The sequence below is a fragment of the Paenibacillus oralis genome, assembly GCF_003863965.1.
In the GTDB taxonomy this organism is placed as follows: domain Bacteria; phylum Bacillota; class Bacilli; order Paenibacillales; family Paenibacillaceae; genus Fontibacillus; species Fontibacillus oralis.
This window is the reverse complement of record NZ_RRCN01000001.1, coordinates 6,303,137-6,330,049: the sequence shown is the minus strand read 5'-3', so window position 1 is coordinate 6,330,049 and position 26,913 is coordinate 6,303,137. Positions and strand designations below refer to the sequence as shown.

Here is a 26,913-nt window from a genome sequence, read left to right as displayed (position 1 = left end):
TTCAAGTTCCGTATTTCACAAAGTTTAGTTGCGTGATGGAATGGAGGCTTGAAAATACGGCGTCTTTAGGCTATCCGTCTTTATTGATGGTATTGGCTTTGTCGTCCGCTCTTTTTGCTTGCGTAGGATAACTCTCATACAACCCTGCCGGATTGGTTTCGGCAGGGTTATTTGGTTTGGTTTGAGGTTTTGGTGTGATCTTGGATTTAGGGGGGAGGTGACTGGCAATGCAAGTGATCGATGATGAATACTACATGGGGCTTGCCCTGGACATGGCCGAGCGGGCTCAGGGTCAAACCGGCGTCAACCCGGTGGTCGGCGCGGTGGTCGTCAAAGATGGCGCGCTCGTCGGCCTGGGGACGCATCTTGAGCGCGGCACGCCGCATGCGGAAGTTCATGCGCTAAACATGGCCGGAGCGAACGCCAAGGGCAGTAGCGTTTACGTTTCGCTGGAGCCCTGCAGCCATTACGGTTTGACGCCGCCTTGCGCCGAGCGGCTGATCACCGAGGGAGTCAAGCGGGTCGTCATCGCTTGCGAGGACCCGAATCCCCAGGTTGCCGGAAGAGGCATCGCGATGCTCCGCAGCCAGGGGATCGAGGTAAAGGTAGGCGTACTCCGGGAACGGGCCCTGAAGATCAACCGTAAGTTTATCAAATTTATTACGACGGGGCTTCCCTATGTCACGGTTAAAACGGCCAGTACGCTCGACGGCAAAATCGCCTCCCGTACTGGGGACAGCAAATGGATTTCCAATGAAGGGGCGCGGGAAATCGTGCATACGATGCGGCATCGGCATCAGGCGATTATGGTTGGCGTTTCCACCGTCCTGGCCGACGATCCGCAGCTCACGACCCGGCTTTCCGTTCCGGGGCTGTCACCGGTCCGGCTGATCGTCGATTCCACGCTGCGGATTCCCGAATCCGCCAAGGTACTGCAGGATCATGCGGCCCCGACGATCCTGCTTACGACGGAGCTGGCCGACCCGGCTAAAGCGGAAGTGCTAACAAGCTTAGGCGCAGAAGTGATGCGCTGCGGAAGCGGGCCGCAGGTGGACCTCAAGCTTGCCCTCGAGCAGCTCGGTGCGAAAGGTATCTCGTCCGTCCTGGTGGAGGGCGGCGGCCGCTTAAACGGTTCGCTTTTGCAAAACCGGCTTGTGGATGAAATCGTTCTGTTTTTTGCCCCCAAGCTGATCGGCGGCGAAGAGGCGGCGGCGAATTTCAGGTTTGACGGCTTCGATTTGATGCGGGACGCCGTTACTTTGCGGGATATGGAAGTGACGCAAATCGGAGATAATGTGTGTATCCGGGGTTATCCGGTTTGGAGCGAAACGTAAATGAGCCAAAGGAGGAAAAGAGATGTTCACGGGACTGATTGAGGAGATCGGGACGATGAAATCGATCGGCCGGAAGGGAGAAGCGATGCTGCTGGAAATCTCCGCGCGGGTGGTCACCGAAGATATCAAGATCGGAGACAGCATCGCCGTCAACGGAGTTTGTCTCACGGCCACTGCTTTTGACACCTCCTCCTTTACGGTCGATGTGATGCCGGAAACGTACCGGAATACGAATTTGAAAGATTTGAAGCCGGGCAGCCGGGTCAATCTGGAACGGGCGATGGCGGCAAACGGCCGTTTTGGCGGCCACATCGTTCAGGGGCATGTCGACGGCGTCGGGAAAATCGTCGGCACCAACCGGGACCAGAATGCGGTCGTATACGAAATCGTGCCGCTTCGATCGTCCTTGTTCAAATATATCATTCCCAAAGGATCGGTTGCGGTGGACGGGATCAGCCTGACGGTTGTGGAGGCCGGAGGCGGGAAATTCAAGGTGTCGATCATTCCGCACACCCTTGCGGAGACAGTGCTGGCGTTTAAACGTCCGGGAGATACCGTGAATTTGGAAGGCGACGTGCTGGGGAAATACGTGGAGCATTTACTGTTATACGGAAAGGAACACGGCGAACCGGAGGATGATGGTTCCGGCAGTATGTCCGGAATCGACCTGCCTTTTTTGGCCGCCAACGGTTTTGCCTAAAGTTTGTTGAAACAGGAGGGGAAAAAGCATGAGCGATATACGTTTGGACCGTGTGGAAGATGCGATCTACGAGTTAATGCGGGGCAAAGTCATCATCGTCGTGGATGATGAAGACCGGGAGAATGAGGGGGATTTCGTCGCCCTGGCGGAAAAAGCGACGCCGGAAGTGATCAATTTCATGATCACGCAGGGGCGCGGACTCGTCTGCCTGCCGATCACGCAGGAGCGGGCCGAAGAACTCGATCTAAAGCCGATGGTTGCGCAAAATACCGATTATCACGGGACGGCTTTTACGGTTTCCATCGACCATGCCGATACGACGACGGGAATTTCCGCCTACGAACGCTCGCTTACGGTCGAAGGGATTATGGACCCGAACGCGAAGCCTTCGGACTTCCGGCGGCCCGGCCATATGTTCCCGCTGATCGCCAAAAAAGGCGGCGTGCTCCGGCGCGCGGGCCACACGGAGGCCGCGGTCGATTTGGCCCGGATGTGCGGCTCGTATCCGGCGGGGGTTATTTGCGAGGTGATTAAGGAAGACGGGACGATGGCCAGACTTCCGGATCTGGCGGAGATTGCCAAAACGTTTGATCTGAAGCTGATCAGCATCAAAGACTTGATTCATTACCGCAACGAAAAGGAAAAGCTGGTCAACCGCGAGGTCGAGGTGCGGATGCCTACCGATTACGGCGAGTTCCGTGCGGTCGCTTATACAAACGACGTCGACTCGAAAGAACATATGGCGCTGGTTAAGGGCGAAATCAACAGTGACGAGCCGGTCCTCGTCCGCGTTCACTCCGAATGCCTGACCGGCGATGTGTTCCATTCGCATCGCTGCGACTGCGGCCCGCAGTTTGAAGCGGCGCTGCGGCAGATCGAGGAAGCGGGAAGCGGCGTGCTGCTGTATATGCGCCAGGAAGGGCGCGGCATCGGGCTGATTAACAAGCTGAAAGCCTATAAGCTGCAGGAGGAAGGTTACGATACGGTCGATGCCAATCTGAAGCTTGGTTTTCCGCCGGATCTCCGCGAGTACGGGATCGGAGCGCAAATCCTGAAGGATTTGGGTGTGCGGAAAATCCGCCTGCTGACCAACAATCCGCGCAAAATCAAAGGCCTGGAAGGATACGGCTTGGAAGTGGTCGAGCGGGTGCCGATTCAAATGATGGAAAATGCCGACAACACCAAGTATCTGCATACGAAACAGGCGAAGCTTGGACACCTGCTGCAATTCGACGATCTGGAGCAAGACGAGTCGCAATGATATTTTATTCCAAGATGAAAGGTATGATTTGATATGGCTAACGTATTTGAAGGGCATTTAATATCGGAAGGGTTAAAATATGCAATCGTCGTGGGGCGTTTCAACGAGTTTATTACGAGCAAGCTGCTTTCCGGCGCGCTGGACGCGCTAAAGCGGCACGGCGCCAAGGATGAGGAAGTCAGCGTCGCCTGGGTGCCGGGAGCGTTTGAAATCCCGTTTGCGGCGCAAAAACTGGCGGAAAGCGGCAAATACGACGCGGTCATCACGCTGGGCACCGTTATCCGCGGCTCCACCTCGCATTACGATTACGTCTGCAACGAAGTCGCCAAAGGCGTAGCGGCGGTAGGATTGAAAACCGGCGTTCCGACGATCTTCGGCGTATTGACAACGGAAAATATCGAGCAGGCGATCGAACGCGCCGGCACCAAAGCCGGGAATAAAGGTTGGGACGCGGCGATAACGGCGATCGAAATGGCGAACTTGACGAAACAGTTAAAATAGTGCTTATTTAATGTAGTACTCTAATCGACGTTAGGGTACTACTTTTTTCATTTTTAAGGTAAACTTATTTACATATGTATGGTTACGGGTGGAGGATGTTCATTGACGACAGTATTGTACAAGCTGGAGACCTTCGAGGGACCGCTGGATCTGCTTTTGCATTTGATCGATAAGGCGGAGATCGACATTCAGGATATTTCCGTCAGCGAAATTACGGATCAGTACCTCGAATATTTACAAGATATGCAGGAGCTTGAGCTTGAGTTGACGAGCGAGTTCCTGGTGATGGCGGCGACGCTGCTGTCGATGAAAAGCAAGATGCTGCTGCCCAAGCCGCCCGTAATCGAATTTGACGATGATTTCGCTTATTTGATGGAGGATGAAGAGGACCCGCGGGAAGAACTGATCCGCAAGCTCATCGAATACCGCAAATATAAAGAAGTCGCCGGGCACTTGCACGAACGCGAATGGGAGCGGAGCCTGATCTTTTCCAAGGAGCCCGAGGATTTAACCCCGTTTATGCCCGAGGTGGTGGAGAACCCGGTCAAAGGACTGCACGCCGCCGATTTGATCGCCGTGTTCCAGAAAGCGCTGCGGCGGGCGGCCAAGCGCAATACGGTAGCGCGAATTCACCGGGATGAAATATCGGTCAAGGACCGGATCAAGGAAGTGGTGTCGGCCCTTCAGGAATTGGGGAAGGGCGGAAGGCTGCTGTTTTCGAAGCTGCTGCATGACGGGATGTACCGGCATGAGATCGTCGTGACCTTTTTGGCGGTGCTGGAGCTGATGAAGATGAAGCAGATCGTTTGTTACCAAAACAGATTGTTTGATGATATTGTCATGGAGTGGAGAGGGGAAGGAAAGATCGATGAATTTTCAGGAATTGAAATCGATTATTGAGGGATTGCTGTTTCTGGCCGGGGAAGAAGGCCTCAGCCTGAAACAGCTGGCCGAGGTAACCGAGCAGCGGCAGGAGCTCGTCGCCGACGCGCTGGAGGACATGAAGTCGTCGTTCGAGCGAGCCGGAAGAGGGCTGCAGATCGTGCAGATCGCGGGCAATTATCAGCTCGCGACACTGCCGGAGCACGTTCCTTATTTCGAGCGTCTGGCCTACTCCCCGTCCCGTTCTTCCTTGTCCCAGGCGGCGCTGGAGGCGCTGTCGATCATCGCCTACCGGCAGCCGATTACACGGATTGAAATCGAAGAGATCCGCGGCGTGAAATCGGAAAGGGCGATCCATACCTTGGTGAATAAGGACCTGATTGAAGAAGTGGGCCGGGCGGAGGCGATCGGCCGTCCGATTTTGTACGGGACAACCAAAGCGTTTTTGGATTATTTCGGGCTGGCGAGCCTGGGCGACCTGCCGGATTTGGCCGATTTCGAAAGTCCGGAGCAATTGGAGGAAGAAACGCAGCTGTTGTTTCAAAAGCTGGAGGAGCAGCAGCTTACATTCGATGATGTGGACGGCGAAGAAGGCGCCGGCTCCAAGGAAAATTTTTGAAAACAGGCCGTTTAAAAGGTGCAGCCACCTTTTAAACGGCCTGTTTTGACAGAAGGGGAAGAGGAATCTTGGGGCTAAGGGACACCAGAAGCGTTATCCGAGGAAAAATGGAGGTTTGCAAAATGTAACGGACCCAGACGACTCTATTTTCCCCGAATTGGCCCGGTTGAGCTCGTTTAGAGCGAAATAGCGTCATATGAGTCCGTTAGGCTGGGAAATATCCGGGAAATGGGCGAATAACATCGCTGGTGTCCGTTAGAGCAGCGTCCACAGATAAGAAAGTAGCCGAAGTACTCGGTGCTTCGGCTCGTCAAAGAAGGGGAAGGGTTCTCGTAGTAGAACAGAAGAGGGAATAGGTATGGGGTGGAAAGTTTACGGCCCGCCTTTAGAGTCAGGTTCTAACCTTAAAGTAAGTTCCATAGGAACCTGACTCTAACAGCGGGTGGAACCCCATACCCATCCCTCCAATCGCTCAAATGTAGAAGTCAGAGCCAAAGGACGCCGTAAGGCGTTTTTCTTAGTTCGCGAATTTTTTCCTGTCCGGAAAGGCATACTACGATGGAGAATTTTATTTGATAGGTATGGAGGGCTTTCCCGTGTGGATTTGGCTCGGAGGCATCCTGATCCTGCTGCTGCTCGTCATTTTTTTGATTTTGATGTCCAAAGTCCGCCTGCGTTTGTTCATCCGGAAAGTGAACAGCGACGATACGATAAAGCTCGATATAACGATGCTATACGGGCTGATATCCATGCATTATCAGGTGCCTTCCATCCTGTTGAAGAATTGGCGGGAAGGGCTGGAGATCGAGCAGGAACGAAGCGAAAACATGATACTCGATTCGTCCAGCAAAAAGCAGAGTGTCGACAAGGATAAGGTGAATTCGTGGATCGACAATTTTGAGCGATTGATGAGGACAACGAAAGGTTTAAAAAAATGGATGAGCGCAACGCTGCGCCGGGTGACTTTTCAAGGATTGGAATGGTCCACGAACGTCGCGTTGGACGATGCCGCTCATACGGCAACCCTTACCGGAGCGCTGTGGGGACTCAAGGCGACCCTGGTCGGATGGTTGTCCCGGTATGTCACTTTACAACAAAGGCCCAAGCTGTTTGTCGTTCCCGTCTTCGGCAGCAAGCCGTTATTTTCCACAGAACTCAGCTGCATAGCGGAAATTCGCTGCGGTTATGCTATATATGCAGGACTGGTACTTATAGTTCGCGTGTTAAAAGTGAAGGGAGGAGTGAAAAAATGGCTGACCATCCTATCCAAGGGTTAATGCAAACGGCGATGGAAAACATCAAGGAAATGGTGGATGTCAATACGATCGTAGGCGAGCCGGTGCAAACGGCGGACGGCGGCGTCATTTTGCCGATCAGCCGCGTCGGTTTCGGATTTGCCGCCGGGGGCAGCGATTTTAACGTGGACGAAAAGAACGGTGCGTCTTCCCATGAAGGGGGCAATCTCCATCCGTTCGGCGGGGGCAGCGGCGGCGGCGTCTCGATTAATCCGATCGCCTTTCTCGTCGTCGGGAAAGCGGGCGTTCATATCGTTCCATTGGATAACCAAACCCATCTGGTGGAAAGAATCATCGATGCTGTTCCGGGGGTTATCGACAAAATCCAATCCATGTTTCCGGGCACCAGCACTGCAAATGGGGGCATGATGATGGCCCAAAACGTCCAGGCAGCCCAGACCGCACAGACCGGTATGAACGAGCCGAATGTGAACCCAGCCGTTAATCCGTTTGCCTGATCGACCGATCCTTTCCGGGACATCCGGGAGGGGTCTTTTTTTGGCGGGAAGCTTGGACATACTCCCTCTTTCCGCCGCATATAGTTAACCAAGAACTCGCTACATAATACCGGAGGAATCTATGATGAGGAATTTATCACGATCCCGCGTGCTGAGAAGCTTATACGGAAAAGTGGCGGGGATATTGATTTTGCCGCTTCTGTTACAAACGGGGGCGGTCCAGGCTGCCCCGGCCGAAACCGAGCCGCAGATTCACGCCCAGGCGGCGGCATTGATCGACGTGACTTCGGGGCGGATTTTGTACAGCAATGAAGGGGACAAGGAGCTGCCGATCGCAAGTTTGACCAAAATCATGACCGCCATCGTGGCGATTGAGCATGGGAAGCTGGAAGATACCGTTACCGTCGGGCGAAATGCCTATGCTAAAGAAGGGTCGTCTTTGTTTTTGCGATTGGGCGAAGAGATGAGCCTGGAAAATATGCTGTACGGCTTGATGCTCCGCTCGGGCAATGACGCCGCCACGGCGATTGCCGAGCATGTCGGCGGTTCCGAGGAAGGCTTCGTGTACCTGATGAACGAAAAAGCGAAATTGCTGGGCCTGACGCATTCGCATTTTCAAAATCCGCACGGCTTGGATGCGAAAGGCCACTATTCTTCGGCGAACGATTTGGCCAAGCTGACGGCCTACGCGCTCAAAAACCCGCAGTTTAAGGAAATCGTCCGTACGCCAAGCAAAAAGGCGCCGAATCCGAACGATCCTTGGGACTATAAATGGCTGAACAAAAACAAAATGCTCCGCTTCTACGAAGGAGCGGATGGCGTAAAAACCGGGTATACGAAAATCGCCAGGCGCTGCCTTGTCAGCTCGGCGACAAGAGCCGGTCAGCAGCTGGCGGTTGTTACGTTGAACGACGGAGATGATTGGAACGACCACCAGAAGCTGCTCGATTACGGGTTTGCGCATTTTCCGCTGACGAAAATCATCGAGGAGGGCCAAACGGTAAAAAGCGGATTGATTACGGGAACCGGCTTCAGTTACCCGCTGGCCGAAGGGGAAAAAGGGAGAATCGAAAGAAGGCTGAAGCTCAGTTCGCTGGCCACCGCATCCTTTGGTTACCGGGGAAAAATCAGCGTGATGCTGGACGGCAAAGAAATCGGCGCCGTTCCTGTTTATGAACAAGCGACGGGCAGGCCGTCTACGGACCAAGCAGCCGATACCTTAAAATTTCCGGAAGCCTGGGGAGGGACGTTCAAAAAGGTAGTCCAAACCTTGCTGCTGGCCGAATAAAAAGGCTGCTCCTGTATGAAAGGTAAATGGGCAGAGGAGGGGGAAATCGTATGGTCAATAAAATATGGCTTGCGCTTATTTTGATCGGGTTTGCGTTTGCGGCGGCCAAAGGGGACATCGGGATGGTGACGCAAGCCGCCTTCGACGGGGCGGCAACGGGGGTAACCGTCTGCTTTGGATTAATCAGCGTGCTGGTATTTTGGCTCGGCATCATGCGGCTGGCGGAGGATTCCGGCCTCGTTAAGGCGATCTCGCGCCTGCTTGGTCCGGTGGTCGCCTATCTGTTTCCGGATGTGCCGAAAAACCATCCGGCCATGGGGTATATTTTGTCCAACATGAGCGCCAACCTGCTGGGCCTCGGCAACGCCGCCACCCCGATGGGAATCCGGGCGATGCAGGAGCTGCAGCAGCTCAATCCCGACAAGGAAACGGCGTCGCCGGCGATGTGTACGCTGCTCGCGCTGAACACCGCGAGCATCACGCTGATTCCGACGACGCTGATCGCGATCCGGATCAACTTCCATTCGGCGAATCCGGCCGAAATTGTCGGCTCCACCTTGCTCGCCACCGCGATTGCCACCGCGGCCGCCATAGTTGCGGACCGCTGGTACCGGAGGCGGAGCCTGCGCAGGACACCGCCGCAGTCGCCCCCGTCTACGCCGTCTACGATACCGCTGGAGAGGTGATGCCGCTTGCTGGATTGGCTTAACGTAGTATCCGCCTGGGCGGTGCCGGTGATGATCGCTTTTATCCCGTTATACGCTTATTTTAAAAAAGTGCCCGTTTATGAATCATTCGTTGACGGGGCCAAAGACGGGTTCTCGACCGCGATCGGCATCATCCCCCATCTGGTGGGCATGATGGTGGCGATCAGCGTATTCCGCGCTTCGGGGGCGCTGGACGTGTTGGTCGGCTGGATGGGGCCGCTGCTCACGCGGCTGAACGTGCCGCCCGAGGTGCTCCCGCTTGGCTTCCTGCGGCCGCTGACCGGAACCGGGTCGCTCGCTTTTACGACCGACCTCATCAAAACGTACGGCCCGGATTCGATGATCGGGCGCATCGCCTCGACGATTCAAGGAAGTACGGATACGACGCTGTACGTGCTGACGGTTTATTTCGGCGCGGTCGGCATCAAAAACGGCAGGTATGCCCTTAAAGTTGGCTTGTTTTCCGATGTGGTCGGGTTTGTGGCCGCGATCGCCGTTTGTTTGCTGCTGTTCGGATGATTTGATGGAGCCAGGGCCGTTCATGGCGCTTTCCAAGCTGCCGGGGGCGGCTTTTTTCTGCGCGTGCGGCAGCTATTGTGATTTTGTGCTTCTATAGGTATCATGTGATATGAGGTGACTATTGATCATGGAAAGATTGCAGAAAATATTGGCCGGTGCGGGCGTGGCTTCCCGCCGCAAATGCGAGGAATTGATTTTGAACGGCAAGGTGCAGGTGAACGGCGAAACCGTTACGGAGCTGGGCACCAAGGCGGACCCGGCCGTTGACGTCATTACGGTCGACGGCAAACCGATCGGCGCGGAAAAGAAGCTGTATCTCGTATTCAACAAACCGAAAGGAGTTATTACGAGCGCTGCGGATCCGCAAGGCAGAAAAATCGTCACCGATTATTTAAAAGGCGTCAAGGAGCGGGTTTATCCCGTAGGACGGCTTGATTACGATACCGAAGGGCTGCTGCTCCTGACCAATGACGGGGAATTCGCCCATTTGCTGACGCATCCGAAACACCATGTGCCCAAAACTTATCATGCCACGGTCAAAGGGGTGCCGCACGGCAGCGACCTTGACAAGTTGAAGAATGGAATCATGCTTGAGGACGGCATGACAGCTCCGGCCGAGGCGGAGTACCATGACGTTGATCCGGAAGGGAAGTTCGCCACCATCTCCATAACGATTCATGAAGGCCGAAATCGCCAGGTGCGGCGCATGTTCGACGCGATCTCCCACCCGGTGACCAAGCTGAAGCGAATTTCATTCGGCGATCTGTATCTCGGCAATTTGAAGCGGGGCCTGTTCCGCCACTTGACCAAAGAAGAGGTCGACAGCCTCTACAAGCAAGCCCGCAGCACTTCCCCTACCCCTGCTCCCAAGCGCAAATAGTGCGGCGATATTGCCGCGCTTTTTTGCGCGTCACATAATATTCATATTTCCCAAGGCTGAAATTGTGGCAATTTTCGTTATAATGTTCATAGAGTGTTCACGAATTGTTCAACACTTTATGATTATGTTCATAGAAAGGAAGTTTTCGATGGGAAAGGCAAGACGGCCGATTCAGATCGTGATATTAGCGCTGATCGTCATCCTTGGCGGTTATGCGATCAGCAACGCGGTGTTTGGCGATGACTCCGGCAAGCCCGTCGTAGGGGAGAAGCCTCCGGCGTTCAAGCTGCTGGGTCTCGACGGCAACGTACATACGCTTGACGAGTACAAAGGCAAAGCGGTAGTCATCAATTTCTGGGCGACCTGGTGTACGTATTGCGTTAAGGAAATGCCCGCCTTGCAGACCCAATGGGAAAAGTGGAAAGATCAGGACGTTGTCATTCTTGGAGTCAATACGGGGGAAGACGAGATGACCGTGGAAAACTTCGTCAAGCAGACCGGCGCCGGATTTCCTATTTTATTTGACAGCGACAACAAGGCGGTGCGCGATTATGGCATCGTGCCGATGCCGACGACGTTTTTTGTGGACAAAAAAGGCAAAATTGCCTCCATCCATCAGGGCGAGCTAAACCTCGACACGCTGGACGATCAAATTGCGCAGCTGGTTAACCCTTGATAGGAAAGGAGGAGTAAGATGGCGTTCATCGAAAATACGAAATGCGAATGCGGCCACCAGAACCGGGTTGGCACCGTGCTGTGCGAATCCTGCGGCAAACCGCTGCAGGACGACGGGGCCCCCGGGGAACTGCTGGAAATGCGCTACGACGGCGTGGCCAGAAGATCACAGCGGGCCAACCCGAATTTCATCGACCGGATATGGAATTTTTTCTCCTCGGTGAAAGTTGCGGTTTACCTGATCATCATCACGCTGATCGGCGCCAGCTTCGGCACGATCTTCGAGCAGGAAAGCAATTTTATCAATTTTGATCCTTCCACCTTCTACAAAAATAAATACGGAACGATCGGCGAGATTTACTACAGGCTGGGTTTATCGCACACGTACGAATCGTGGTGGTTCATTCTGCTGCTGGTCATGATCGGGGCCTCCCTCGTCATCTGCAGCCTGGACCGGGTGCTGCCGCTTTACAAAGCGCTTTCAAAACAGAAGATCCGCAAACACCTGGAGTTTTTGACCCGGCAAAAAATCGTCTACCAGGGCAAGCTCACCGAGGACGGTGAGGCGTGGGTCCGGAGGGCGGTTCAGCCGCTGCGCAAAAAACATTACCGCGTCCATACGGACGGGGATGCGCTGCTGGCGGAAAAACAGCGGTTCAGCCGCTGGGGGCCGTATGTCATCCACATCGGGCTGATTATTTTTTTGCTGGCCGTATTGTTCCGCGGACTTCCGGGACTGCATATGGACAAACATTACTGGTTCCCGGAGGGGGAAACCACACGGATTCCCGATACGAATCTGTATTTGAAAAACGAAAAATTTACGGTGGAATATTACAGTGAGGATGAAATGTCGGACGACTTCAAAAAAACCGGCAAGATCGTCCCGAAGCTGTACGAAACGCAGGCCGTGCTGTACGAATGCACCGCCGATTGCGACGATCCCTCCAAACAGCCGAAGCTCAAGGAAGTGGAGCGGCATGCAATCCGGGTCAACGACCCGCTTAACTATAAAGGACTGAAGGCGTATCAGTTCGATTTCGATCTGACGCCAAAGCTGCGCTCCGTGCAGCCGGTGCTGGTGGACAAGGTTACCGGGGAGCAGTACGGGAAATTCAAGCTGGAGATGAAAAATCCGCAGCGCGAATTTAAGCTGGGGCCTTACACGCTGGAGCTCCAGAACAAATACATGGAATTTTCCCTGAATGAACAGGGGCAGCCGGTCTCCTTGTCCGGGGAGCCGAACGCGCCGGCCTTTTTATTTTTGGTCAAAGGTCCGGATTTGCCTAAGGAAGGCGTGCAATACATTTACTTCCCGAAGCAGGTTGACAAGGAACGCTTCCAGCAGGATGCGATCAACGAGAAGCTGGGCGGATTGCAGAACAAGCTTGCGGTTGATGTCCTCGGCATGGAGGATGTCGATTTCATCAGCGCTTCCAGTTATCTGAACATCCGTGTCGATCGGGCCATGCCATTTGTCTGGCTGGGGCTGGCGATCGTCATGCTTGGGCTCGTTCTCGGATTCTACTGGCAGCACCGCCGGATTTGGCTGCGCGTGGACGGCGGCAAGCTGACGCTGGGCGGCCATACGACGAAAAACTGGTTTGGCATGCGCCGCGAGGTGTCCGCATTCCTGAAAGCGATGGGCATCGATGCGGATGAGAAGTCATTGGAAAACGGAGGAGAACGTCCATGATATTTTTGGAAATCAGTAGGGCCGCCTTTATGATCGCTTTTTTCCTTTATTGCGCCGCCTTTATTTTTTACATCGTTGCCGTGACCGGCAAAACGTGGAGAAACCGCGACCCGAAGCGGCATGAGAACAAGTGGGGACGCCTCTCGTTTGCGACTTCCTCGCTGGGCCTCCTCTCGCACCTCGTCTATTGCGGAACGCGCTGGGCCTACAGCGGACATGTGCCCGTCAGCAATATGTACGAGTTCATGACGTTTTTGTCGATGATGATTATGATCGCCTTTACGGTTGTCTTTTTGATCTACCGCAAAATTTTGCTCGGCGTGTTTGCGCTTCCACTGGCGATTATCATTATGGCTTATGCCGCTGTATTCCCGCAGGAGGTTCAGCCGCTGATTCCTTCGCTCCGTTCCATATGGCTGTATATCCATGTCACGCTGGCGGCAACGGGGGAATCTTTTTTTGCCGTCGGGTTTATCGCCGGATTAATGCATTTGCTGCGGGTCATCGATTTTAGAGGAACCGATAAATCCGCGCGCCGGCAAAATCGGTGGATTGAAATTACGTTTTTTTCGATTATGATAGTAGTGGGCTTTCTTGTTTCCGTATTCGCTTTCCGGGCCGCCGGATATGAAGCGGTATTCATACAAAATGAGACAAAGATTGACAGCCAAGTACAAGGGGATAGTACAATAGGAAAAGAAGTTTATCAGCTTCCGCCGATCGTAGCGCCATATCAAAGCGAACCCGAGCAAATCAAACCGTTTTTGGGAATGGCGCAGCCTTTGTTCGAGGCTCCTTCCTGGATGAGCGGCGCCAATGCCGGACGCAAGCTGAATACGATCGTCTGGGCAATACTAACGGGTGCGGTGCTTTATGTATTAATTCGTGCGATCCTTCGCAAACCGCTCTCTCAGGCGCTGGCTCCGGCGGTGCGGGCCATCGATCCGGACGATCTGGACGAAATCAGCTATCGGGCGATCGCGATCGGGTTTCCGATCTTTACCCTGGGTGCGCTTGTGTTTGCGATGATTTGGGCGCAGCAGGCTTGGGGAAGATTTTGGGGTTGGGATCCGAAGGAAGTATGGGCCCTGATTACATGGCTGTTCTACAGCGCGTATCTGCATCTTCGTTTATCGAGGGGCTTCCAAGGCCGCCGGGCTTCCTGGCTAGCGGTTTTGGGCTTCCTCGTGGTCATGTTCACATTGGTAGGGGTTAACCTGGTTATCGCCGGCCTGCATTCTTATGCGGGCACCGATTAAATAGCAGTAAAGCAAAAGGAAGCTCACGCGCACTAGGTAAGAAGATGGAGGGGTTGTTGTTAATGTCAGATGAAACGAACCGCATTTTGGTAGTCGACGATGAGGAGCGAATCCGTCGGCTGCTTAAAATGTATTTGGAAAAAGAAGGCTATGAAATCGATGAGGCCGAGGATGGGGAAACGGCTTTGAAAAAAGCGACGGTCAATGACTACGGCTTGATCGTGCTTGATGTCATGCTGCCGGGAATCGATGGTGTCGAGGTTTGCAGCCGTCTGCGGCAAGTCAAATCGACGCCGGTGCTGATGCTGACGGCCAAAGGCGAGGAAATCAACCGGGTTCAGGGATTTGAGGTAGGCGCCGACGACTATGTCGTTAAGCCGTTTAGCCCCAGAGAGGTGATTTACCGGGTGAAAGCGATCATGCGCCGCGCCTCGGCGACAGCCTATCTGTCCAAAGAAAGCGGGACTAGCAACAATATCGTGTTTCCTCATCTCGTTATCGAGCATGACGCTCACCGGGTTACGGCAAGCGGCCAGGAGGTCAGCCTTACGCCCAAAGAATACGAGCTTCTGCATTATTTGGCGGTTTCCCCGGATAAGGTGTTTTCCCGGGAGGAGCTGCTGAAGGACGTCTGGAACTATGAGTTTTTCGGCGATCTGCGGACGGTCGACACCCATGTGAAGCGGCTGCGGGAGAAACTCAACAAGGTTTCGCCGGAAGCGGCCGCGATGATCACGACCGTATGGGGTGTCGGCTACAAGCTGGAGGTCGCGAAGTAAGGTGAACTTCTGGAGAACGCTGGTCGGTAAGCTTTGGATTACGATAACCTGCCTCGTTGCTTGCGTGTTGATGCTGATGGGCCTGTTTCTGCTGCCCTACATCGATACGAATTTCACCAATTCCGGAGCCGTGAAGAGACTGTTTGTCATCGTCGCGATGATCGGGTTTTCGCTTACGACTTTTTTTGCGTTGTTTCTGTTCACAAAAATCACGCAGCCGATGCAGAAGCTGATTCAGGCTACCGATTCGGTGCGCAAAGGCAAATACGATACGCGCCTTTCGCTGAGAACGAGCGATGAAATCGGCGAATTGGCGATTACGTTTAACCATATGGCGGAAGAACTGGAAAATACGATCCGCAGCCTTAAGCATGAGAAGGAGCATTTGTCCAGCGTGCTGCGCAGCATGAATGACGCGGTGATTACGCTGGATCGGGAAGGTTCCGTCATCTTGACGAACCCGCCGGGAGATCAAATCCTAAGCATGTGGGGAGATTTTGACGAAGAAGATTCCGGCTTCGAGCTGGGCGGCAAAGACGCCAAAGGCAAGCTGGCGCCTCAGCCGCTGTTGCCGATGTTTCGCCGGGTGCTTGACCAGGAAGGCGATCAGCGCATGAACGTTCATGTCATGCAAGGTGTGTGGTCGGTCCATATGGCCCCATTGTCTTCGGACGGGGAGATCCGCGGCGCGGTCGCCGTCCTGCGCGACGTTACCGAAGAGGTGCGCCTGGAGAAAATGCGCCGGGATTTTGTGGCCAATGTCTCGCATGAAATCCGCACGCCGCTGTCCATGATGCAGGGGTACAGTGAAGCGCTGCTTGACGGGATGGCGTCCTCCCCCGAGGAAAGCGCGGAATTGGCGCGGGTGATCCATGAGGAATCGCTGCGAATGGGCAGGCTTGTCCACGAGCTGCTCGACCTTGCCCGGATGGAAGCGGGCCATACCGATATGGAGAAGCGGCCGATCGATTTTCGCGAGCTTGCCGAGCGGGTGTACCGCAAGTTTATGGTCCGGGCCAAAGAAAATGGCATCAACCTGAAGCTTGAGCTGAGCGAAGGCCCGCTTCGCCTGGAAGCGGACGAGGACCGGATGGAGCAGGTGCTCACCAACCTGCTGGACAACGCCTTCCGGCATACGCCGGAAGGGGGAACGATCGGCATTTCGGCGGCTACCCGGGACGGAGAGTCCGGCAAAGAGCTGTACATTTCGATTCAAGACAGCGGGATAGGGATTCCGAGCGACGACCTGCCGTTTATTTTCGAGCGCTTTTACAAGGCGGACAAAGCCCGCGTACGAGGCGAAAACGGGGGAACGGGCCTCGGCCTTTCCATCGTCAAAAACATCATCGACGCCCATCACGGCTCGATCCGCGCCGAAAGCGGCGTCGGCAAAGGAACCGCTTTTCACATCGCGCTCCCTGTCGAAACGGGACAATAATCGTAAAAAGAAAAACATCCTTCATGAGAGAAGGATGTTTTTTTGTTGAATGCCGCAGATAAATCTTGTTCACCGTGGAACATTATTCAAAAGTGATTTGCAGCGCTATATTCAGTTCGGGCAGCTTCGTCAGATCGTCAAGCACTTCTTTCGTCACGGCCTTGTCCACCGTCAATACCATGATCGCTTCCCCGCCGACCAGCTTGCGGCCAACCTGCATGGAGGCGATGTTGACGTCGTTTTTGCCGAGCAGGGTGCCGACGCTGCCGATAATCCCCGGTTTGTCATTGTGCGAAATGAAGATCAGATGTCCTTCCGGAGCAACGTCCACCGGGAACTTGTCGATTTGCACGATGCGGGCTCCATAACCGTTAAGCATCGTGCCGGCGATCCGGCGTTCCGCGCCGTCCTGCGTTTTCAGGGTTGCGCTGATCAGGTTGGTGAAGCCCTTCGTCGCCGAAGCTTGGGACACGACCACGTTGATGTCGCGGACTTTCGCCAGGTGCATGGAGTTGACGATGTTTACATCGCTGCCGAAATGGCGGGACAAAACGCCCTTGATGATGTAGCGCGTAAGCGGCTGCGTATCCACCTCGGCCAGGTCGCCGGCGTAATCAACGTGAATTTCTTTGACCGCCTGGTTGTTAAGCTGGGACAGGAATACGCCGATTTTTTCGCCAAGTTCGAAATATGGCTGCAGCTTGTTCATGACGCTAGGTGCGACAGGCGGCATGTTGACGGCGTTCTTAAACGGCTCGCTGCGCAAAATGTGCAGCACCTGCTCCGACACGTCGATCGCGACATTTTCCTGAGCCTCCACGGTGGAAGCGCCAAGGTGAGGCGTGACGATGATTTTCGGATGGTGCAGGAAAGGATGATCCGCTTCCGGCGGTTCTTTTTCGAAGACGTCAAAGGCGGCTCCGGCCACAATCCCTTGATCAATCGCTTCAACCAGCGCCTGTTCGTCGACGATGCCGCCGCGGGCGCAGTTGATGATCCGCATGCCTTTTTTCATCACTTCAAATTGCGGACGGGCGATCATATGCTTCGTTTCCGGCGTAAGCGGCGTGTGCGCCGTAATGAAATCGGCATTTCTAACGATTGTATCGACCGTGGCCAGCTTGACCCCAAGCTTTTCGGCGCGTTCTTCCGTCAGGAACGGATCGTAGCCCAAAATCTCCATGCCGAACGCTTTGGCACGTTTGGCGACTTCGCTGCCGATCCGGCCCATGCCAAGTACGCCAAGCGTCTTGTTGCGCAGTTCGACGCCGAGAAATTTACGATCCCACTGGCCCGAGATCGTTTTGGCGTAGGCCTGCGGAATGTGGCGGGCGAGCGCCATCATCATGGCGAAGGCGTGTTCGCAGGTTGTGATCGTGTTGCCGTCCGGCGCGTTAATAACGATGATACCGCGTTTCGTAGCGGCCTCCAGGTCGATGTTGTCGACCCCAACCCCTGCGCGGCCGATCACCTTCAAGTTTGCTGCGGCGGCCATGATTTTTTCGGTGACTTTCGTTTGGCTGCGCACCAGCAAACCGTCATACTCGGGGATGATCTGTACAAGCTCGTCCTCGCTGAGTCCCGTTTTCTTCTCAACCACGATGTCGTCTGCATCCACCAGCTGCTGAATTCCCATATCGCTGATCGGATCCGATACTAAAACTTTGAACATGTTTTGGCCTCCTAAAAGTTTTGTATAGCAAGGCTTCCCCGAAAGTTCAACGTACAAAACTCTCTTCGGAAGCATAAGCTTAAGTTTTGTATAGCAAGGCTTCCCCGAAAGTTCGACGTACAAAACTCTCATCGGAAGCATAAGCTTAAGTTTTGTATAGCAAGGCTTCCCCGAAAGTTCAACGTACAAAACTCTCATCGGAAGCATAAGCTTACGGTGATACATTAGCGCTGTTTTCCGTTACTGCAGAAAAGGATGAAGATAATGGGTTGCGGTCCCAAAGCGGCCGTTCCCGGCCATGCTAAAGGCGCGGAGACATTAAAAAAACTCCCAATCCGCACACTACTTCCGTAGTAAGGGACGAGAGTTGTTCGTGGTACCACCCTAATTCGCTGCGCCTTCGCAGAGGCAGCCTCATTTGTCATCGCTGACAGACTGATAACGGAGTTCACCGACTGCGCCTACTGAAGTTTCAACGCAGTGACTCAGGATCGCTAAAGTTCATCGTTCCGCTACCGGTTCGCAGCACCACCGGCTCTCTGGAGCTTTCCGACAACTTCCTTCCTTCAAAGCCTTTCGTCAAATGTAATTTTTCATAATGTAACACGCCCCGCCGCAAGGTGTCAACTACTTCCCGGATAAATGACGGCAAAAGCCCGCGCCGCATCCCGGGGGCTTTTGCCAAACTTGAACCCGGCTGATTTTTTGGTTATGATTTTACTAATGTCGAAAATCGTCTGTTATCCCCGGGAACGGCCGATCTTCCTGTCAGTATTCCGTGAAAATAGGGAGCTCGGGCACCAGCTCGGACGCATAATACGACGATTTGAAGCGGGAAAATTCATCCCCTTTGACGGCTTCAGTTTCTGTGACAATTTTCACAATGGAAGACACAGTTTTAAGATTTAAAGCCTCGGCTCGGCCGCTTTTGATCATTTGGTCAATTTTCGCGGTCATGTCTTGGGGAAGGTAGGCTTCATAGCGCTTTTCGCTCAGCATCATATCGGCTACCGCTTTGTTTTTGACGGCTAATGGATATTTGGACCATTCCTGGGCCGGGATGTTTGCTTTATAATCGAACGTGGCCGGGATTTGGCTGTTCGTCTTCGCCGTCCATTTGAGAATCGATGAATAAAATTTGTTTTGCGCCTCAAGTCCGAAGTTTACCGCTTCAACGGTGAACTCGTTTTGTTTCAGCGCAGCCGCGAGTTCGGCTCCTTTTTTGTTTTTTACCGCTCCGGCGCCTTGGTTGAACAGCTTCAAGCTTTTCATATAATCGGTTTGCGCCTCCTTCAGCAGAGGAGAAGAATCGGTTATGTATTGAGCTGCGATCTGCTCATATCCACGATCGGCAATTTCGCGGATCTCCTTCAGATATTCGCTTGATTCGGAGGACGTTGCGTCCTGTTCCAATAGCTCCAGGCGGGAAAGATACGCTTCCTTAAACTGCTGATACGGCTGAAAAACAACGTAATAAAAAGAGACCAAATCCTGCTGCTGATAGGAGACTGCCGTTTCCTGCCCTGGCGGCACGACCTTCAGGTATGCGTATTTTGCTTCGATTTTGTCCATGCCCGTCTGAAAGCCCCATAGAAACGTGCCGAATCCGACGATCAGCGTGAACAGAAAGCCCATGATAAAGAGCATTTCCTGACGGGTATTTTTTTTGCTATTCATTATGAATTCCTCCTTACAAATGGTTTTGAATAGGCTAAAATAATAATAAAGGACAGGGATTGACAAAAACTATGAAAAAATTCAAATTCGGCAAGGTGAAGATCCAGAAAGTCGATCCCGGGCAGCTGGACGATCGGTTGCTTTTGATCAATTTATATTTGACGCAAGGGCTTACTTTATTTATCGGCTTAATCATCATTTTTTTTCAAAAAAGAAATCCGCTATCTTTGCTGGCCTGGCCGGAGCATGCCGAATTCCTCTATTGGAGCCTGGGACTTGCCGGGGTGATGTTCGGCGCTGACTTTCTGCTCTCCCGGTTTATTTCGGAGGAAAGCATGGACGACGGAGGGATCAACGCCAAGTTGTTCCGCGGACGCCCGATCTGGCATATTGCGGTCATTTCGGCGATGGTCGCCATCTGTGAAGAACTGCTGTTTCGCGGAGCGATCCAGCATGGCATCGGCGTCTATTGGACGAGCATTCTGTTCGCCGCCATCCACGTCCGCTACCTGCGGCACTGGATTCCAACCGGCTGGGTATTTGCCAGCAGCTACGGGTTAGGGTTTATATACTTGCAAACCGGTACGTTATGGGCACCGATTGTGTGCCATTTTCTGATCGATTTCGTATCGGGATTAGTGATCAAATTTCGGAGGGAGACATGAGCGAACGTTTGAGCCGATTGGAACGTTACAGTCGCGGCACATCGAAAACAACACTAGAAAATCGCCGGACCCGGGTTCATCGCGAGGAGAAAACCGAAAAAAACCGGAAGAAGCGCAGTACGCGGGCCGAGAATACAGCAGCCGCGGAGGTTTCGTTCGAAGGGCCGCCGTTAAAGACGGCGATTCCACCCGCTAGGGTGGAGCCCTCTGTGATCGGGGAAGAGGAGAATGTGATGGGGCTGCCCGCCCGCAGGGAACTGTTTCCGTCGCAAAGGCTGAAATGGACAAGATGGTTTTTTAACTCGCTATTATACATGTTCGTCATCATTTTAGTTTTTTTGTTATGGTGGGGGGTCAGCGATTCGCCTTGGGGCCAAAGCCACGGCTTGTGAGGGCCGGCGGTTGCCAGGCCAAAAGGCCGCGAATTGCAAAAGTGCAGGCGGTTTTCGGCTAAAGGATCCGATAATGGTGCATCAAATGTAAAAGTGCATTTCATATTCGGTCAAAAGCATCGTTTTGTCGAATGGCCTTCAATAGAATGTACTTTTGCACTTCAACGGCTCAAAAATGGGGATTTACGGGGAATCAAATGTACTTTTGTAGTTGCTCACGTCAAGCGGCTCCCTAACGGACTCAATTGACGTTATTCGCCTATTTCCCGGAAATTTCCCGCTCTAACGGACCCTGAAGGCCTTATTCAGCTTAAATGGAGGACATTCGAGCCGATTTGAGCGTAATAAGAGCGTCTGGGTCCGCTGCAATTTGGAAACCTATCGTTCAGGGCCGATTAGGGTCTCTGATGTCCGTTAGCGCCGCTACAACTCGATAAGGCCGCCCCATGGTTTGGGCGGCCTTGTTCATTTACCCGGCGTCCGCCGAATCTGCGGCCGGATCGGGCCCGATGCTTTCGGGGTCCACGAATCCGTAGCCTTTGTCTTCCAGCTTCGTCAACAACTCGTCCAGCGCCTCCACGGTCCAGGGCAGTTCATGCATCAGGATGTTGCTTCCGGCATGCAGCTGATCCAGCACATTTTGAATGACGGCGTCCGGCTTGTTTTTGTTTTTGCTGTCCCAATCCAAAGACCCGTTGGACCATGTCATGTAGATCAAGCCGTTATCATCGGCGATTTGATGCGTAACGTCGTTTCCGGAACCGAACGGAGGCCGGAAAAATCTCGGAGTCTCGCCGATCGTCTCCTTCACGATGGCTTGCACATCCTCAATTTGCTGGCGCATGTTTGCTTCGCTCTCTTTTTTGAGGTCGATGTGGTCCCAGCTGTGGTTGCCGACAATTTGACCGCGCTCGTGAATGAGCTGCAGAAGTTCGGGATGCGCTTTAACCCGGTAGCCATTGACGAAAAAGATCGCCTTGGCGCCGTGCTTATCCAGTGTATCGATTAATCCCTCGATCATTTCCCGTTCTTTCGGACCGTCGTCAAACGTCAGCAGAACCACTTTTTTGTCGGTTCCTTCCTCGTTGGGTACGACATTGTAAGCTTTGTTGATGTGGTACAGCAGCTCCGGCTTCTGCGATTCGCCGGCGGCTTCCCCCGATCCGGGGTCGGATTTGCTATCCTGCGGCGCCTCCGTCGCAGTCTGGATTTCGTTTCCGCCCGCCGAATCGGCGGTTTCCTGAGACTCCGGCGCGGGTACGGCGGTATTCGCCGCATTCTCTTCGCCCGGAGCGCTTGAATCAGTCTGGCCGGCGCTTGAGCCACTCTGGCCGCAAGAGCTGAGCAACACGCAAGCCGCGGCGACGAGCAGGATTTTTTTGTAAAGCAAACGGGTCATCTCGCTTTCCTGTATTTATGCCGCATGAGTTTGTTGTAAACCGCGAACACTACAGATGATTTTAACATATCTAAGGAGGTATTTTGGGTGAGATCTTCCTCATTTTTTGGCGGAGTGTTGGTCGGGGCCATCGCGGCGATGTGGGCCTCGCAGCGGAGAGGCGGAATGATGTCCATCATGAACGGGGCGGGAAGCGCCTTGAAGCTTGCCGGTCTGAAATCCGATATCCTGGGGGGCGGACAAGGGCAACACGGTTCGGAAGGTTCCGAATCGCACCGTACGGGGTATGCTTCCAAGGTAACTGGACAACATCCTACCGGGGCAGGAAACGCCCAGGTGTATCCCAGTTCGGTTTCTGCGTCAGATGCGAAACATTCGAAGGAATACAATTTGAAGCAAATCACCGATTTTATTAAAAGCGACGCGGGTGTGCGCCGGGAAGTGGAAGCGATTCTAAAGGAGACGAATACGGCCATTCCGGGACTATAATCCCCAAAATGACGGAATCATTTTCCGCTGCGGTGAAGTTCGGCGGAAAATGATTCTTTTTTGTCTATTTTATTGCGTGCATTTAAGGTGAATAAATGATAACATACATATCAAAGAACCATTTCCAGCACACATTACAGCAGGTTTCATAATCTGTTATTACACGGTATAAAGAGAGGAGGATCCTGTATGAAGATAGAAAGACTTGGCCAGGATAAGATACGGATTTTCCTCACGTTTGACGACTTGAGCGAACGCGGCATTCAGAAAGAGGACATGTGGCAGGAAATTCCAAAGGTCCATGACCTGTTCACCGAAATGATGGATCAGGCTTATAACGAAGTAGGCTTTGACGCCACGGGACCTCTCGCAGTGGAAGTGTTCGCCCTCCCCGCTCAAGGGATGGTCGTCATCGTAACGCGCGGTAAATACGATCACCATCATCACGGGATCGGATCGCCCTATGAGGATGAACTGCCGGAAGAAGTTTATGAAATGGAAGTAACGCTGGAACAAAGCGATACGATTTTGTATTCGTTTGACGATTTCGAAAACTTGATCGAAGCAGCTCACGTTTTGCAGCCTATGCTCCAAAATGCTGGCAGACTGTATAAATATAACGGGAAATGGGTTCTTCAGCTGGAGCCTGACGAATTGGATGAAGGCAAGCATCCGGCTTTAATCGCGGTATTGGCCGAGTTCGGCGAAGCGACGTCGGTGACTACGGCGATGCTTGAGGAATATGGCAATCTGGTGATGGCCGATAACGCGATCGACGTCATTTGCAGCCATTTCAAACGTCAGGATTAATCGGCGTGCTAAAGGTAAAACAGCTCGGATTCATCAAGAGAGGGATAAGGAACAGCGAACGGCAGACAAGGGGGGATAACCGTTGCTCTTTTTCTCGATAGCAACGGCAGCGGTAGCTCCCGGTCTTGCCTTGCTTACTTATTTTTATCTTAAGGACAAGTATGATACGGAACCGCTGCATATGGTCATCAAAGTATTTTTGCTTGGCTTTTTGCTCGTTTTGCCGGTCATGATCATTCAGCGCGGCTTGATGCTGTGGCTTGGCGACAATCCATGGGTTTCCGCATTCGGGATCTCGGCCGGCGTCGAGGAAGCCTTTAAGTGGTTTGTCCTGTTCCATATGATTTACAATCATACGGAATTTGACGAACCTTATGACGGTATTTTGTATGCGGCGGCGATCTCACTTGGCTTTGCCACGGTTGAAAATGTTATTTACGCCTTTGCGAGCCACGCTACGATTGGATCATTGCTGGTTCGGGCGCTGCTCCCGGTTTCCGGGCATGCGCTGTTCGGCGTTATGATGGGTTACTATTTGGGCCGGGCCAAATTCTCGGAAGGTGCGGCAAGCCGTAAGTTTTTGCTCTATTCCTTGTTGCTGCCGGTTTTTTACCACGGGGTTTACGACTGGATTCTTAACAATACGACCCAATATTGGCTTTGGTACATTGTTCCGCTGATGGTCCTTTTGTGGTACGGCGGACTGGGCAAGATGACCCGGGCGAACAGCCGCTCGCCGTTTCGGTTGACGACGGGGGCCAAGGGACAAGATTAATTTAAGGAAGAATAGGGCATCCTATTTCCAGGAATGGCTGCGGATTTGCGGCTTTAAACTGGAAAGGGGTGCCTTTTTCGTGCGCGTCAAGGTGAAAATTACGTGCAAATCATGCGGAGAGCGTTTTGTGCTGCGCGGCAAAAAAGAACGGGGCCATATCGAAACCGGATTCAAGCAATGCTTGTGCAACAACCGGCACGACTTTGAAATTGAAGAAGAAGCGCCATTATAACATGTGTTCAAAAAGTCAGGTTTTCAGCACCGAGAAGGTTGGATGAAGCTGGGTCTGAGTAGCGGAGCGTAGGTTAGGCTACATGAGCAACGGAAGGCCCGGCTGAATTCAAGATTCGACGTCGAATCCACTACGTAACCCTGCTTCGTGATCAAAAGATGACTTTTTGAACAACCTCTTTAGGATGCATAAAGTTCCTTCCTTCTTGTCAAACTAATTCCAACCAGTTAAAGAAGGGAGAGAGCACTAGCCCAATGTATAAACGTCTGAGTGCGATATTATTTCCGGTTACGGCGATTTTATTAATCGGCGCCTTAGTATGGGGTTACCAGGAAAACCAGGAAAAGAATTCGATTTTGATCAAAGCGGAGAACCAATATCAACGTGCGTTTCACGATCTGTCGTATCATGTGGACAAGCTGCATACCGAACTGGGCAATACCCTTGCGGTCCATTCGGCGTCTACCGGATCGCATCGTAAAGGCCTGGTGAACGTCTGGCGTATTACGAGCGAGGCGCAAAACGAAATCAACCAGCTTCCGCTAACGTTGTTGCCCTTCAACAAAACGGAGGAGTTTTTGTCCCGGATTTCGAAATTTTCCTATCAAACGGCTGTCCGTGATTTAACCAAGCAGCCTTTGACCGAAAACGAGGTGAAAAACCTAAAAGAGCTGTATAAAAGCTCAGCGCAAATTTCCCAGGATTTGCAGGGCGTTCAAAACAAGGTCATCACCAAACGTTTGCGTTGGATGGACGTGGAAACGGCGTTGGCCAGCGAGAAGGAACCCCGCGACAACACGATTATCGACGGCTTCAAAACGGTGGACAAAAGAGTCGGCGAATACCCCGAGCTCGATTGGGGACCGTCCATTTCCAGCATGTACAACAAACGGTCGGTCAAAAAGCTGGGCGGTAAGCCGGTCACGATTCAGGATATCAAGCGCAAGGCCGCTGATTTCATCGGGATGAAGGATCCGTCGGCCGTTCAGGTGTTGGAAAACGGGCGCGGCACGGAATGGGCTTCATATACGGCTAACGTACCGGGAGGACAAAACGGGGAAGCCTGGTCGCTTGATTTTACGAAAAACGGCGGACATCTGATTTCCTATAACCATAATCGGCCCGTCGGCCAAAAATCGGTGGATGCAAATACGGCCAGAGCCCGCGCCGACGAATTTTTGGCGAGTAAAGGTTATTCCGGTTTAACGCCGGTTTCTTATGACGAATACGGCAACGAGGGGAACTTCACGTACGTGAGCAAAGATGGGGACGTGCTGATTTACCCCGAGAAAGTTACGCTTCGCGTCGCCCTCGACAACGGCCAGGTGACAGGGCTTCAGGCCAGCGACTATGTGTACGAGCGCGAGAACAGAAGTGCGATCAAGCCGCCGAAATTGACGCTGCAGCAAGCCCGCAAATTTTTGAATCCGGAGTATAAGGAAACGTATCACCGAATGGCGCAGATCGAAAACGACCAAGCGGAAAAAGTGCTTACTTACGAGTTCGGCGGAGCCATTAACGGTTCGAATTACCGGATTTACATCAATGCGGATAACGGCAACGAGGAGACCGTGGAAGAAGTCAGAACGAAAAAAGGGGCGGTTCAATCGTAAAGCTTGAGTTCAACCTCTTTCGAACAACCTCTTAATGGAACACGCGAGTATGTGGAGGCAGTTTAACCTTCCGTGCTCGCGTTTTATTGTTATCCGCTTTAGTTTTCGAGAAGATTTCCGCTACAATCCCGTCCAGGCGTGATATAATCAGGTGGAAGCCAACAACTGAAATAGGACGGTGGGAAAACTTGTTTCCTAAAGTGAACGATCTCGTATACATTCAGGTCGCCTCGACAGACAAACATGATACGGATAAAGAATGTAAATCGCGGATCGCGGACGTAGAAGAAGAATCGTTTCTGATCGAGGTTCCGATCGAGAGCGGAAGCGGGCGCATCAAGAAGCTTTACATCGGGGACGAGCTTTCCATTTATTTTTTGACCGATGACGGGGTTAAACATTATTTTAATACATACGTGCTGGGCTTTGCCGACGAGGTCGTACAGCTGGTGCGCATCCGCAAACCGGAACCGGAGACGATCACCAAAATTCAGCGCCGCAATTTTTTGCGGGTTGTAGCCGCGCTGGAAATCGCCGTCAAAACGAAAAACAATGTCCGCTTCGTCACTTATACCGAAGATGTCAGCGGAGGCGGCGTCTCTTTTGTTTGCGACGGTACTTACAAGCTCGTTCAAGGCGACCAGCTGTTCTGCTGGCTGCTGCTTTCGTTCAAGAACGGATCGCTCGATCACGTTCCTTTTGAGGCCGAAGTGGTGCGCACGAAAAAGCTGGAAACCGGAAAAACGATGATCATGATCAAATTCGTCAGCATCTCCGATATGGAGCGGCAAAAGCTGATCCGCTACTGCTTCGAGCGCCAGTTTGATTTTAAAAATCGTTAGGCCGGCGGGTTTCCTCCTTTTAGGATTTGGAAAAGCTATCTTTTGATGGCTTGTCA

The 26,913-nt window shown here is 52.9% G+C and carries 28 protein-coding genes and 1 other annotated feature; of the genes, 25 read left to right on the top strand and 3 right to left on the bottom strand.

From position 1 onward, the window contains the following. Positions 1 to 227 precede the first annotated feature (227 nt). The 17 genes from ribD to EHV15_RS28175 all read left to right on the top strand — a co-directional run bounded on the left by ribD (position 228) and on the right by EHV15_RS28175 (position 16,291). Positions 228 to 1,334 (top strand): bifunctional diaminohydroxyphosphoribosylaminopyrimidine deaminase/5-amino-6-(5-phosphoribosylamino)uracil reductase RibD, encoded by a 1,107-nt coding sequence (gene ribD / locus EHV15_RS28255; protein ID WP_128634168.1) that lies wholly within the window; start codon positions 228 to 230, stop codon positions 1,332 to 1,334. Between the two features lie 22 nt (positions 1,335 to 1,356). Next, on the top strand, positions 1,357 to 2,034 hold the full coding sequence (gene ribE, locus EHV15_RS28250) for a riboflavin synthase (RefSeq protein WP_128634167.1): 678 nt from the start codon (positions 1,357 to 1,359) through the stop codon (positions 2,032 to 2,034). 28 nt (positions 2,035 to 2,062) lie between these two features. Next, a complete protein-coding gene (locus EHV15_RS28245; RefSeq protein WP_128634166.1) occupies positions 2,063 to 3,295 on the top strand; it encodes a bifunctional 3,4-dihydroxy-2-butanone-4-phosphate synthase/GTP cyclohydrolase II in 1,233 nt (410 codons plus the stop codon). A 33-nt stretch (positions 3,296 to 3,328) separates the two neighbouring features. Further along, the gene (gene ribH, locus EHV15_RS28240; protein WP_128634165.1) at positions 3,329 to 3,796 is read left to right on the top strand and encodes a 6,7-dimethyl-8-ribityllumazine synthase; all 468 of its coding nucleotides are present in this window, start codon (positions 3,329 to 3,331) and stop codon (positions 3,794 to 3,796) included. Positions 3,797 to 3,874: 78 nt separating this feature from the next. Beyond that, positions 3,875 to 4,696, top strand: a complete 822-nt coding sequence (locus EHV15_RS28235) for a segregation and condensation protein A (RefSeq protein ID WP_128634164.1) — start codon at positions 3,875 to 3,877, stop codon at positions 4,694 to 4,696. After that, entirely contained in the window at positions 4,665 to 5,297 is a 633-nt protein-coding gene (scpB, locus tag EHV15_RS28230) for an SMC-Scp complex subunit ScpB (RefSeq protein ID WP_128634163.1), read from the top strand. Before EHV15_RS28235 ends, scpB begins: the two co-directional genes overlap by 32 nt. A gap of 596 nt (positions 5,298 to 5,893) precedes the next feature. Continuing rightward, the gene (locus EHV15_RS28225) at positions 5,894 to 6,574 is read left to right on the top strand and encodes a DUF2953 domain-containing protein (RefSeq protein ID WP_128634162.1); all 681 of its coding nucleotides are present in this window, start codon (positions 5,894 to 5,896) and stop codon (positions 6,572 to 6,574) included. After that, on the top strand, positions 6,547 to 7,050 hold the full coding sequence (ytfJ, locus tag EHV15_RS28220; protein WP_128634161.1) for a GerW family sporulation protein: 504 nt from the start codon (positions 6,547 to 6,549) through the stop codon (positions 7,048 to 7,050). Before EHV15_RS28225 ends, ytfJ begins: the two co-directional genes overlap by 28 nt. A gap of 121 nt (positions 7,051 to 7,171) precedes the next feature. After that, complete coding sequence (locus EHV15_RS28215; protein WP_246061813.1) at positions 7,172 to 8,338, top strand: D-alanyl-D-alanine carboxypeptidase family protein; 1,167 nt, start codon at positions 7,172 to 7,174, stop codon at positions 8,336 to 8,338. Positions 8,339 to 8,388: 50 nt separating this feature from the next. Beyond that, a complete protein-coding gene (locus tag EHV15_RS28210; protein WP_128634160.1) occupies positions 8,389 to 9,024 on the top strand; it encodes a nucleoside recognition domain-containing protein in 636 nt (211 codons plus the stop codon). Positions 9,025 to 9,030: 6 nt separating this feature from the next. Further along, on the top strand, positions 9,031 to 9,564 hold the full coding sequence (locus EHV15_RS28205) for a spore maturation protein (RefSeq protein WP_128634159.1): 534 nt from the start codon (positions 9,031 to 9,033) through the stop codon (positions 9,562 to 9,564). A 127-nt stretch (positions 9,565 to 9,691) separates the two neighbouring features. After that, positions 9,692 to 10,444 carry a pseudouridine synthase gene (locus EHV15_RS28200; protein ID WP_128634158.1) on the top strand — a complete coding sequence of 251 codons (753 nt, stop codon included), beginning with the start codon at positions 9,692 to 9,694 and terminating at the stop codon, positions 10,442 to 10,444. A gap of 148 nt (positions 10,445 to 10,592) precedes the next feature. Then, positions 10,593 to 11,120 (top strand): redoxin domain-containing protein, encoded by a 528-nt coding sequence (locus EHV15_RS28195; protein WP_128634157.1) that lies wholly within the window; start codon positions 10,593 to 10,595, stop codon positions 11,118 to 11,120. 18 nt (positions 11,121 to 11,138) lie between these two features. After that, the gene (gene resB / locus EHV15_RS28190; RefSeq protein ID WP_128634156.1) at positions 11,139 to 12,815 is read left to right on the top strand and encodes a cytochrome c biogenesis protein ResB; all 1,677 of its coding nucleotides are present in this window, start codon (positions 11,139 to 11,141) and stop codon (positions 12,813 to 12,815) included. Next, entirely contained in the window at positions 12,812 to 14,074 is a 1,263-nt protein-coding gene (gene ccsB / locus EHV15_RS28185; protein WP_128634155.1) for a c-type cytochrome biogenesis protein CcsB, read from the top strand. Before resB ends, ccsB begins: the two co-directional genes overlap by 4 nt. A 62-nt stretch (positions 14,075 to 14,136) precedes the next feature. Next, the gene (locus EHV15_RS28180) at positions 14,137 to 14,853 is read left to right on the top strand and encodes a response regulator transcription factor (protein ID WP_128634154.1); all 717 of its coding nucleotides are present in this window, start codon (positions 14,137 to 14,139) and stop codon (positions 14,851 to 14,853) included. A 1-nt stretch (position 14,854) separates the two neighbouring features. Continuing rightward, entirely contained in the window at positions 14,855 to 16,291 is a 1,437-nt protein-coding gene (locus EHV15_RS28175; RefSeq protein WP_128634153.1) for an ATP-binding protein, read from the top strand. An 82-nt stretch (positions 16,292 to 16,373) separates the two neighbouring features. Here EHV15_RS28175 and serA read toward each other — a convergent pair whose 3' ends face one another. Then, positions 16,374 to 17,963, bottom strand: coding sequence for a phosphoglycerate dehydrogenase (gene serA / locus EHV15_RS28170; RefSeq protein ID WP_128634152.1), 1,590 nt, complete (start codon positions 17,961 to 17,963; stop codon positions 16,374 to 16,376). A 353-nt stretch (positions 17,964 to 18,316) separates the two neighbouring features. Continuing rightward, positions 18,317 to 18,542 (bottom strand) — a binding site (T-box leader). A 189-nt stretch (positions 18,543 to 18,731) separates the two neighbouring features. Continuing rightward, on the bottom strand, positions 18,732 to 19,640 hold the full coding sequence (locus EHV15_RS28165; protein WP_128634151.1) for a hypothetical protein: 909 nt from the start codon (positions 19,638 to 19,640) through the stop codon (positions 18,732 to 18,734). 71 nt (positions 19,641 to 19,711) lie between these two features. Here EHV15_RS28165 and EHV15_RS28160 point away from each other — a divergent pair, with 71 nt between their 5' ends. Together EHV15_RS28160 and EHV15_RS28155 are read left to right on the top strand one after the other, a co-directional pair. Further along, positions 19,712 to 20,305 (top strand): CPBP family intramembrane glutamic endopeptidase, encoded by a 594-nt coding sequence (locus tag EHV15_RS28160; protein WP_128634150.1) that lies wholly within the window; start codon positions 19,712 to 19,714, stop codon positions 20,303 to 20,305. After that, a complete protein-coding gene (locus EHV15_RS28155; protein ID WP_128634149.1) occupies positions 20,302 to 20,697 on the top strand; it encodes a hypothetical protein in 396 nt (131 codons plus the stop codon). Before EHV15_RS28160 ends, EHV15_RS28155 begins: the two co-directional genes overlap by 4 nt. Positions 20,698 to 21,166: 469 nt before the next feature. Here EHV15_RS28155 and EHV15_RS28150 read toward each other — a convergent pair whose 3' ends face one another. Further along, on the bottom strand, positions 21,167 to 22,096 hold the full coding sequence (locus EHV15_RS28150) for a polysaccharide deacetylase family protein (RefSeq protein ID WP_178075985.1): 930 nt from the start codon (positions 22,094 to 22,096) through the stop codon (positions 21,167 to 21,169). Between the two features lie 87 nt (positions 22,097 to 22,183). On the opposite strand from EHV15_RS28150, the gene EHV15_RS28145 reads away from it, so the two are divergent. The 6 genes from EHV15_RS28145 to EHV15_RS28125 all read left to right on the top strand — a co-directional run bounded on the left by EHV15_RS28145 (position 22,184) and on the right by EHV15_RS28125 (position 26,857). After that, a complete protein-coding gene (locus EHV15_RS28145; RefSeq protein ID WP_128634148.1) occupies positions 22,184 to 22,585 on the top strand; it encodes a hypothetical protein in 402 nt (133 codons plus the stop codon). 189 nt (positions 22,586 to 22,774) lie between these two features. Further along, a complete protein-coding gene (locus EHV15_RS28140; RefSeq protein ID WP_128634147.1) occupies positions 22,775 to 23,395 on the top strand; it encodes a genetic competence negative regulator in 621 nt (206 codons plus the stop codon). An 82-nt stretch (positions 23,396 to 23,477) separates the two neighbouring features. Then, positions 23,478 to 24,170 (top strand): glutamic-type intramembrane protease PrsW, encoded by a 693-nt coding sequence (prsW, locus tag EHV15_RS28135; RefSeq protein ID WP_128634146.1) that lies wholly within the window; start codon positions 23,478 to 23,480, stop codon positions 24,168 to 24,170. 79 nt (positions 24,171 to 24,249) lie between these two features. Next, on the top strand, positions 24,250 to 24,402 hold the full coding sequence (locus tag EHV15_RS36715; RefSeq protein WP_170180933.1) for a hypothetical protein: 153 nt from the start codon (positions 24,250 to 24,252) through the stop codon (positions 24,400 to 24,402). A 254-nt stretch (positions 24,403 to 24,656) separates the two neighbouring features. Beyond that, the gene (ypeB, locus tag EHV15_RS28130) at positions 24,657 to 26,015 is read left to right on the top strand and encodes a germination protein YpeB (RefSeq protein WP_128634145.1); all 1,359 of its coding nucleotides are present in this window, start codon (positions 24,657 to 24,659) and stop codon (positions 26,013 to 26,015) included. Positions 26,016 to 26,203: 188 nt separating this feature from the next. Then, positions 26,204 to 26,857 carry a flagellar brake protein gene (locus tag EHV15_RS28125; RefSeq protein ID WP_128634144.1) on the top strand — a complete coding sequence of 218 codons (654 nt, stop codon included), beginning with the start codon at positions 26,204 to 26,206 and terminating at the stop codon, positions 26,855 to 26,857. The last annotated feature ends 56 nt before the right edge of the window (positions 26,858 to 26,913 follow it).

What these genes read in the sequence shown, in the direction of transcription:
- ribD (WP_128634168.1), top strand. Translation starts at nt 228, where the DNA reads ATGCAAGTGATCGATGATGAATACTACATGGGGCTTGCCCTGGACATG.
- ribE (WP_128634167.1), top strand. Translation starts at nt 1,357, where the DNA reads ATGTTCACGGGACTGATTGAGGAGATCGGGACGATGAAATCGATCGGC.
- EHV15_RS28245 (WP_128634166.1), top strand. Translation starts at nt 2,063, where the DNA reads ATGAGCGATATACGTTTGGACCGTGTGGAAGATGCGATCTACGAGTTA.
- ribH (WP_128634165.1), top strand. Translation starts at nt 3,329, where the DNA reads ATGGCTAACGTATTTGAAGGGCATTTAATATCGGAAGGGTTAAAATAT.
- EHV15_RS28235 (WP_128634164.1), top strand. Translation starts at nt 3,875, where the DNA reads ATGGTTACGGGTGGAGGATGTTCATTGACGACAGTATTGTACAAGCTG.
- scpB (WP_128634163.1), top strand. Translation starts at nt 4,665, where the DNA reads ATGAATTTTCAGGAATTGAAATCGATTATTGAGGGATTGCTGTTTCTG.
- ytfJ (WP_128634161.1), top strand. Translation starts at nt 6,547, where the DNA reads ATGGCTGACCATCCTATCCAAGGGTTAATGCAAACGGCGATGGAAAAC.
- EHV15_RS28215 (WP_246061813.1), top strand. Translation starts at nt 7,172, where the DNA reads ATGATGAGGAATTTATCACGATCCCGCGTGCTGAGAAGCTTATACGGA.
- EHV15_RS28210 (WP_128634160.1), top strand. Translation starts at nt 8,389, where the DNA reads ATGGTCAATAAAATATGGCTTGCGCTTATTTTGATCGGGTTTGCGTTT.
- EHV15_RS28200 (WP_128634158.1), top strand. Translation starts at nt 9,692, where the DNA reads ATGGAAAGATTGCAGAAAATATTGGCCGGTGCGGGCGTGGCTTCCCGC.
- EHV15_RS28195 (WP_128634157.1), top strand. Translation starts at nt 10,593, where the DNA reads ATGGGAAAGGCAAGACGGCCGATTCAGATCGTGATATTAGCGCTGATC.
- resB (WP_128634156.1), top strand. Translation starts at nt 11,139, where the DNA reads ATGGCGTTCATCGAAAATACGAAATGCGAATGCGGCCACCAGAACCGG.
- ccsB (WP_128634155.1), top strand. Translation starts at nt 12,812, where the DNA reads ATGATATTTTTGGAAATCAGTAGGGCCGCCTTTATGATCGCTTTTTTC.
- EHV15_RS28180 (WP_128634154.1), top strand. Translation starts at nt 14,137, where the DNA reads ATGTCAGATGAAACGAACCGCATTTTGGTAGTCGACGATGAGGAGCGA.
- serA (WP_128634152.1), bottom strand. Translation starts at nt 17,963, where the DNA reads ATGTTCAAAGTTTTAGTATCGGATCCGATCAGCGATATGGGAATTCAG.
- EHV15_RS28165 (WP_128634151.1), bottom strand. Translation starts at nt 19,640, where the DNA reads ATGAATAGCAAAAAAAATACCCGTCAGGAAATGCTCTTTATCATGGGC.
- EHV15_RS28160 (WP_128634150.1), top strand. Translation starts at nt 19,712, where the DNA reads ATGAAAAAATTCAAATTCGGCAAGGTGAAGATCCAGAAAGTCGATCCC.
- EHV15_RS28155 (WP_128634149.1), top strand. Translation starts at nt 20,302, where the DNA reads ATGAGCGAACGTTTGAGCCGATTGGAACGTTACAGTCGCGGCACATCG.
- EHV15_RS28150 (WP_178075985.1), bottom strand. Translation starts at nt 22,096, where the DNA reads ATGACCCGTTTGCTTTACAAAAAAATCCTGCTCGTCGCCGCGGCTTGC.
- EHV15_RS28140 (WP_128634147.1), top strand. Translation starts at nt 22,775, where the DNA reads ATGAAGATAGAAAGACTTGGCCAGGATAAGATACGGATTTTCCTCACG.
- ypeB (WP_128634145.1), top strand. Translation starts at nt 24,657, where the DNA reads ATGTATAAACGTCTGAGTGCGATATTATTTCCGGTTACGGCGATTTTA.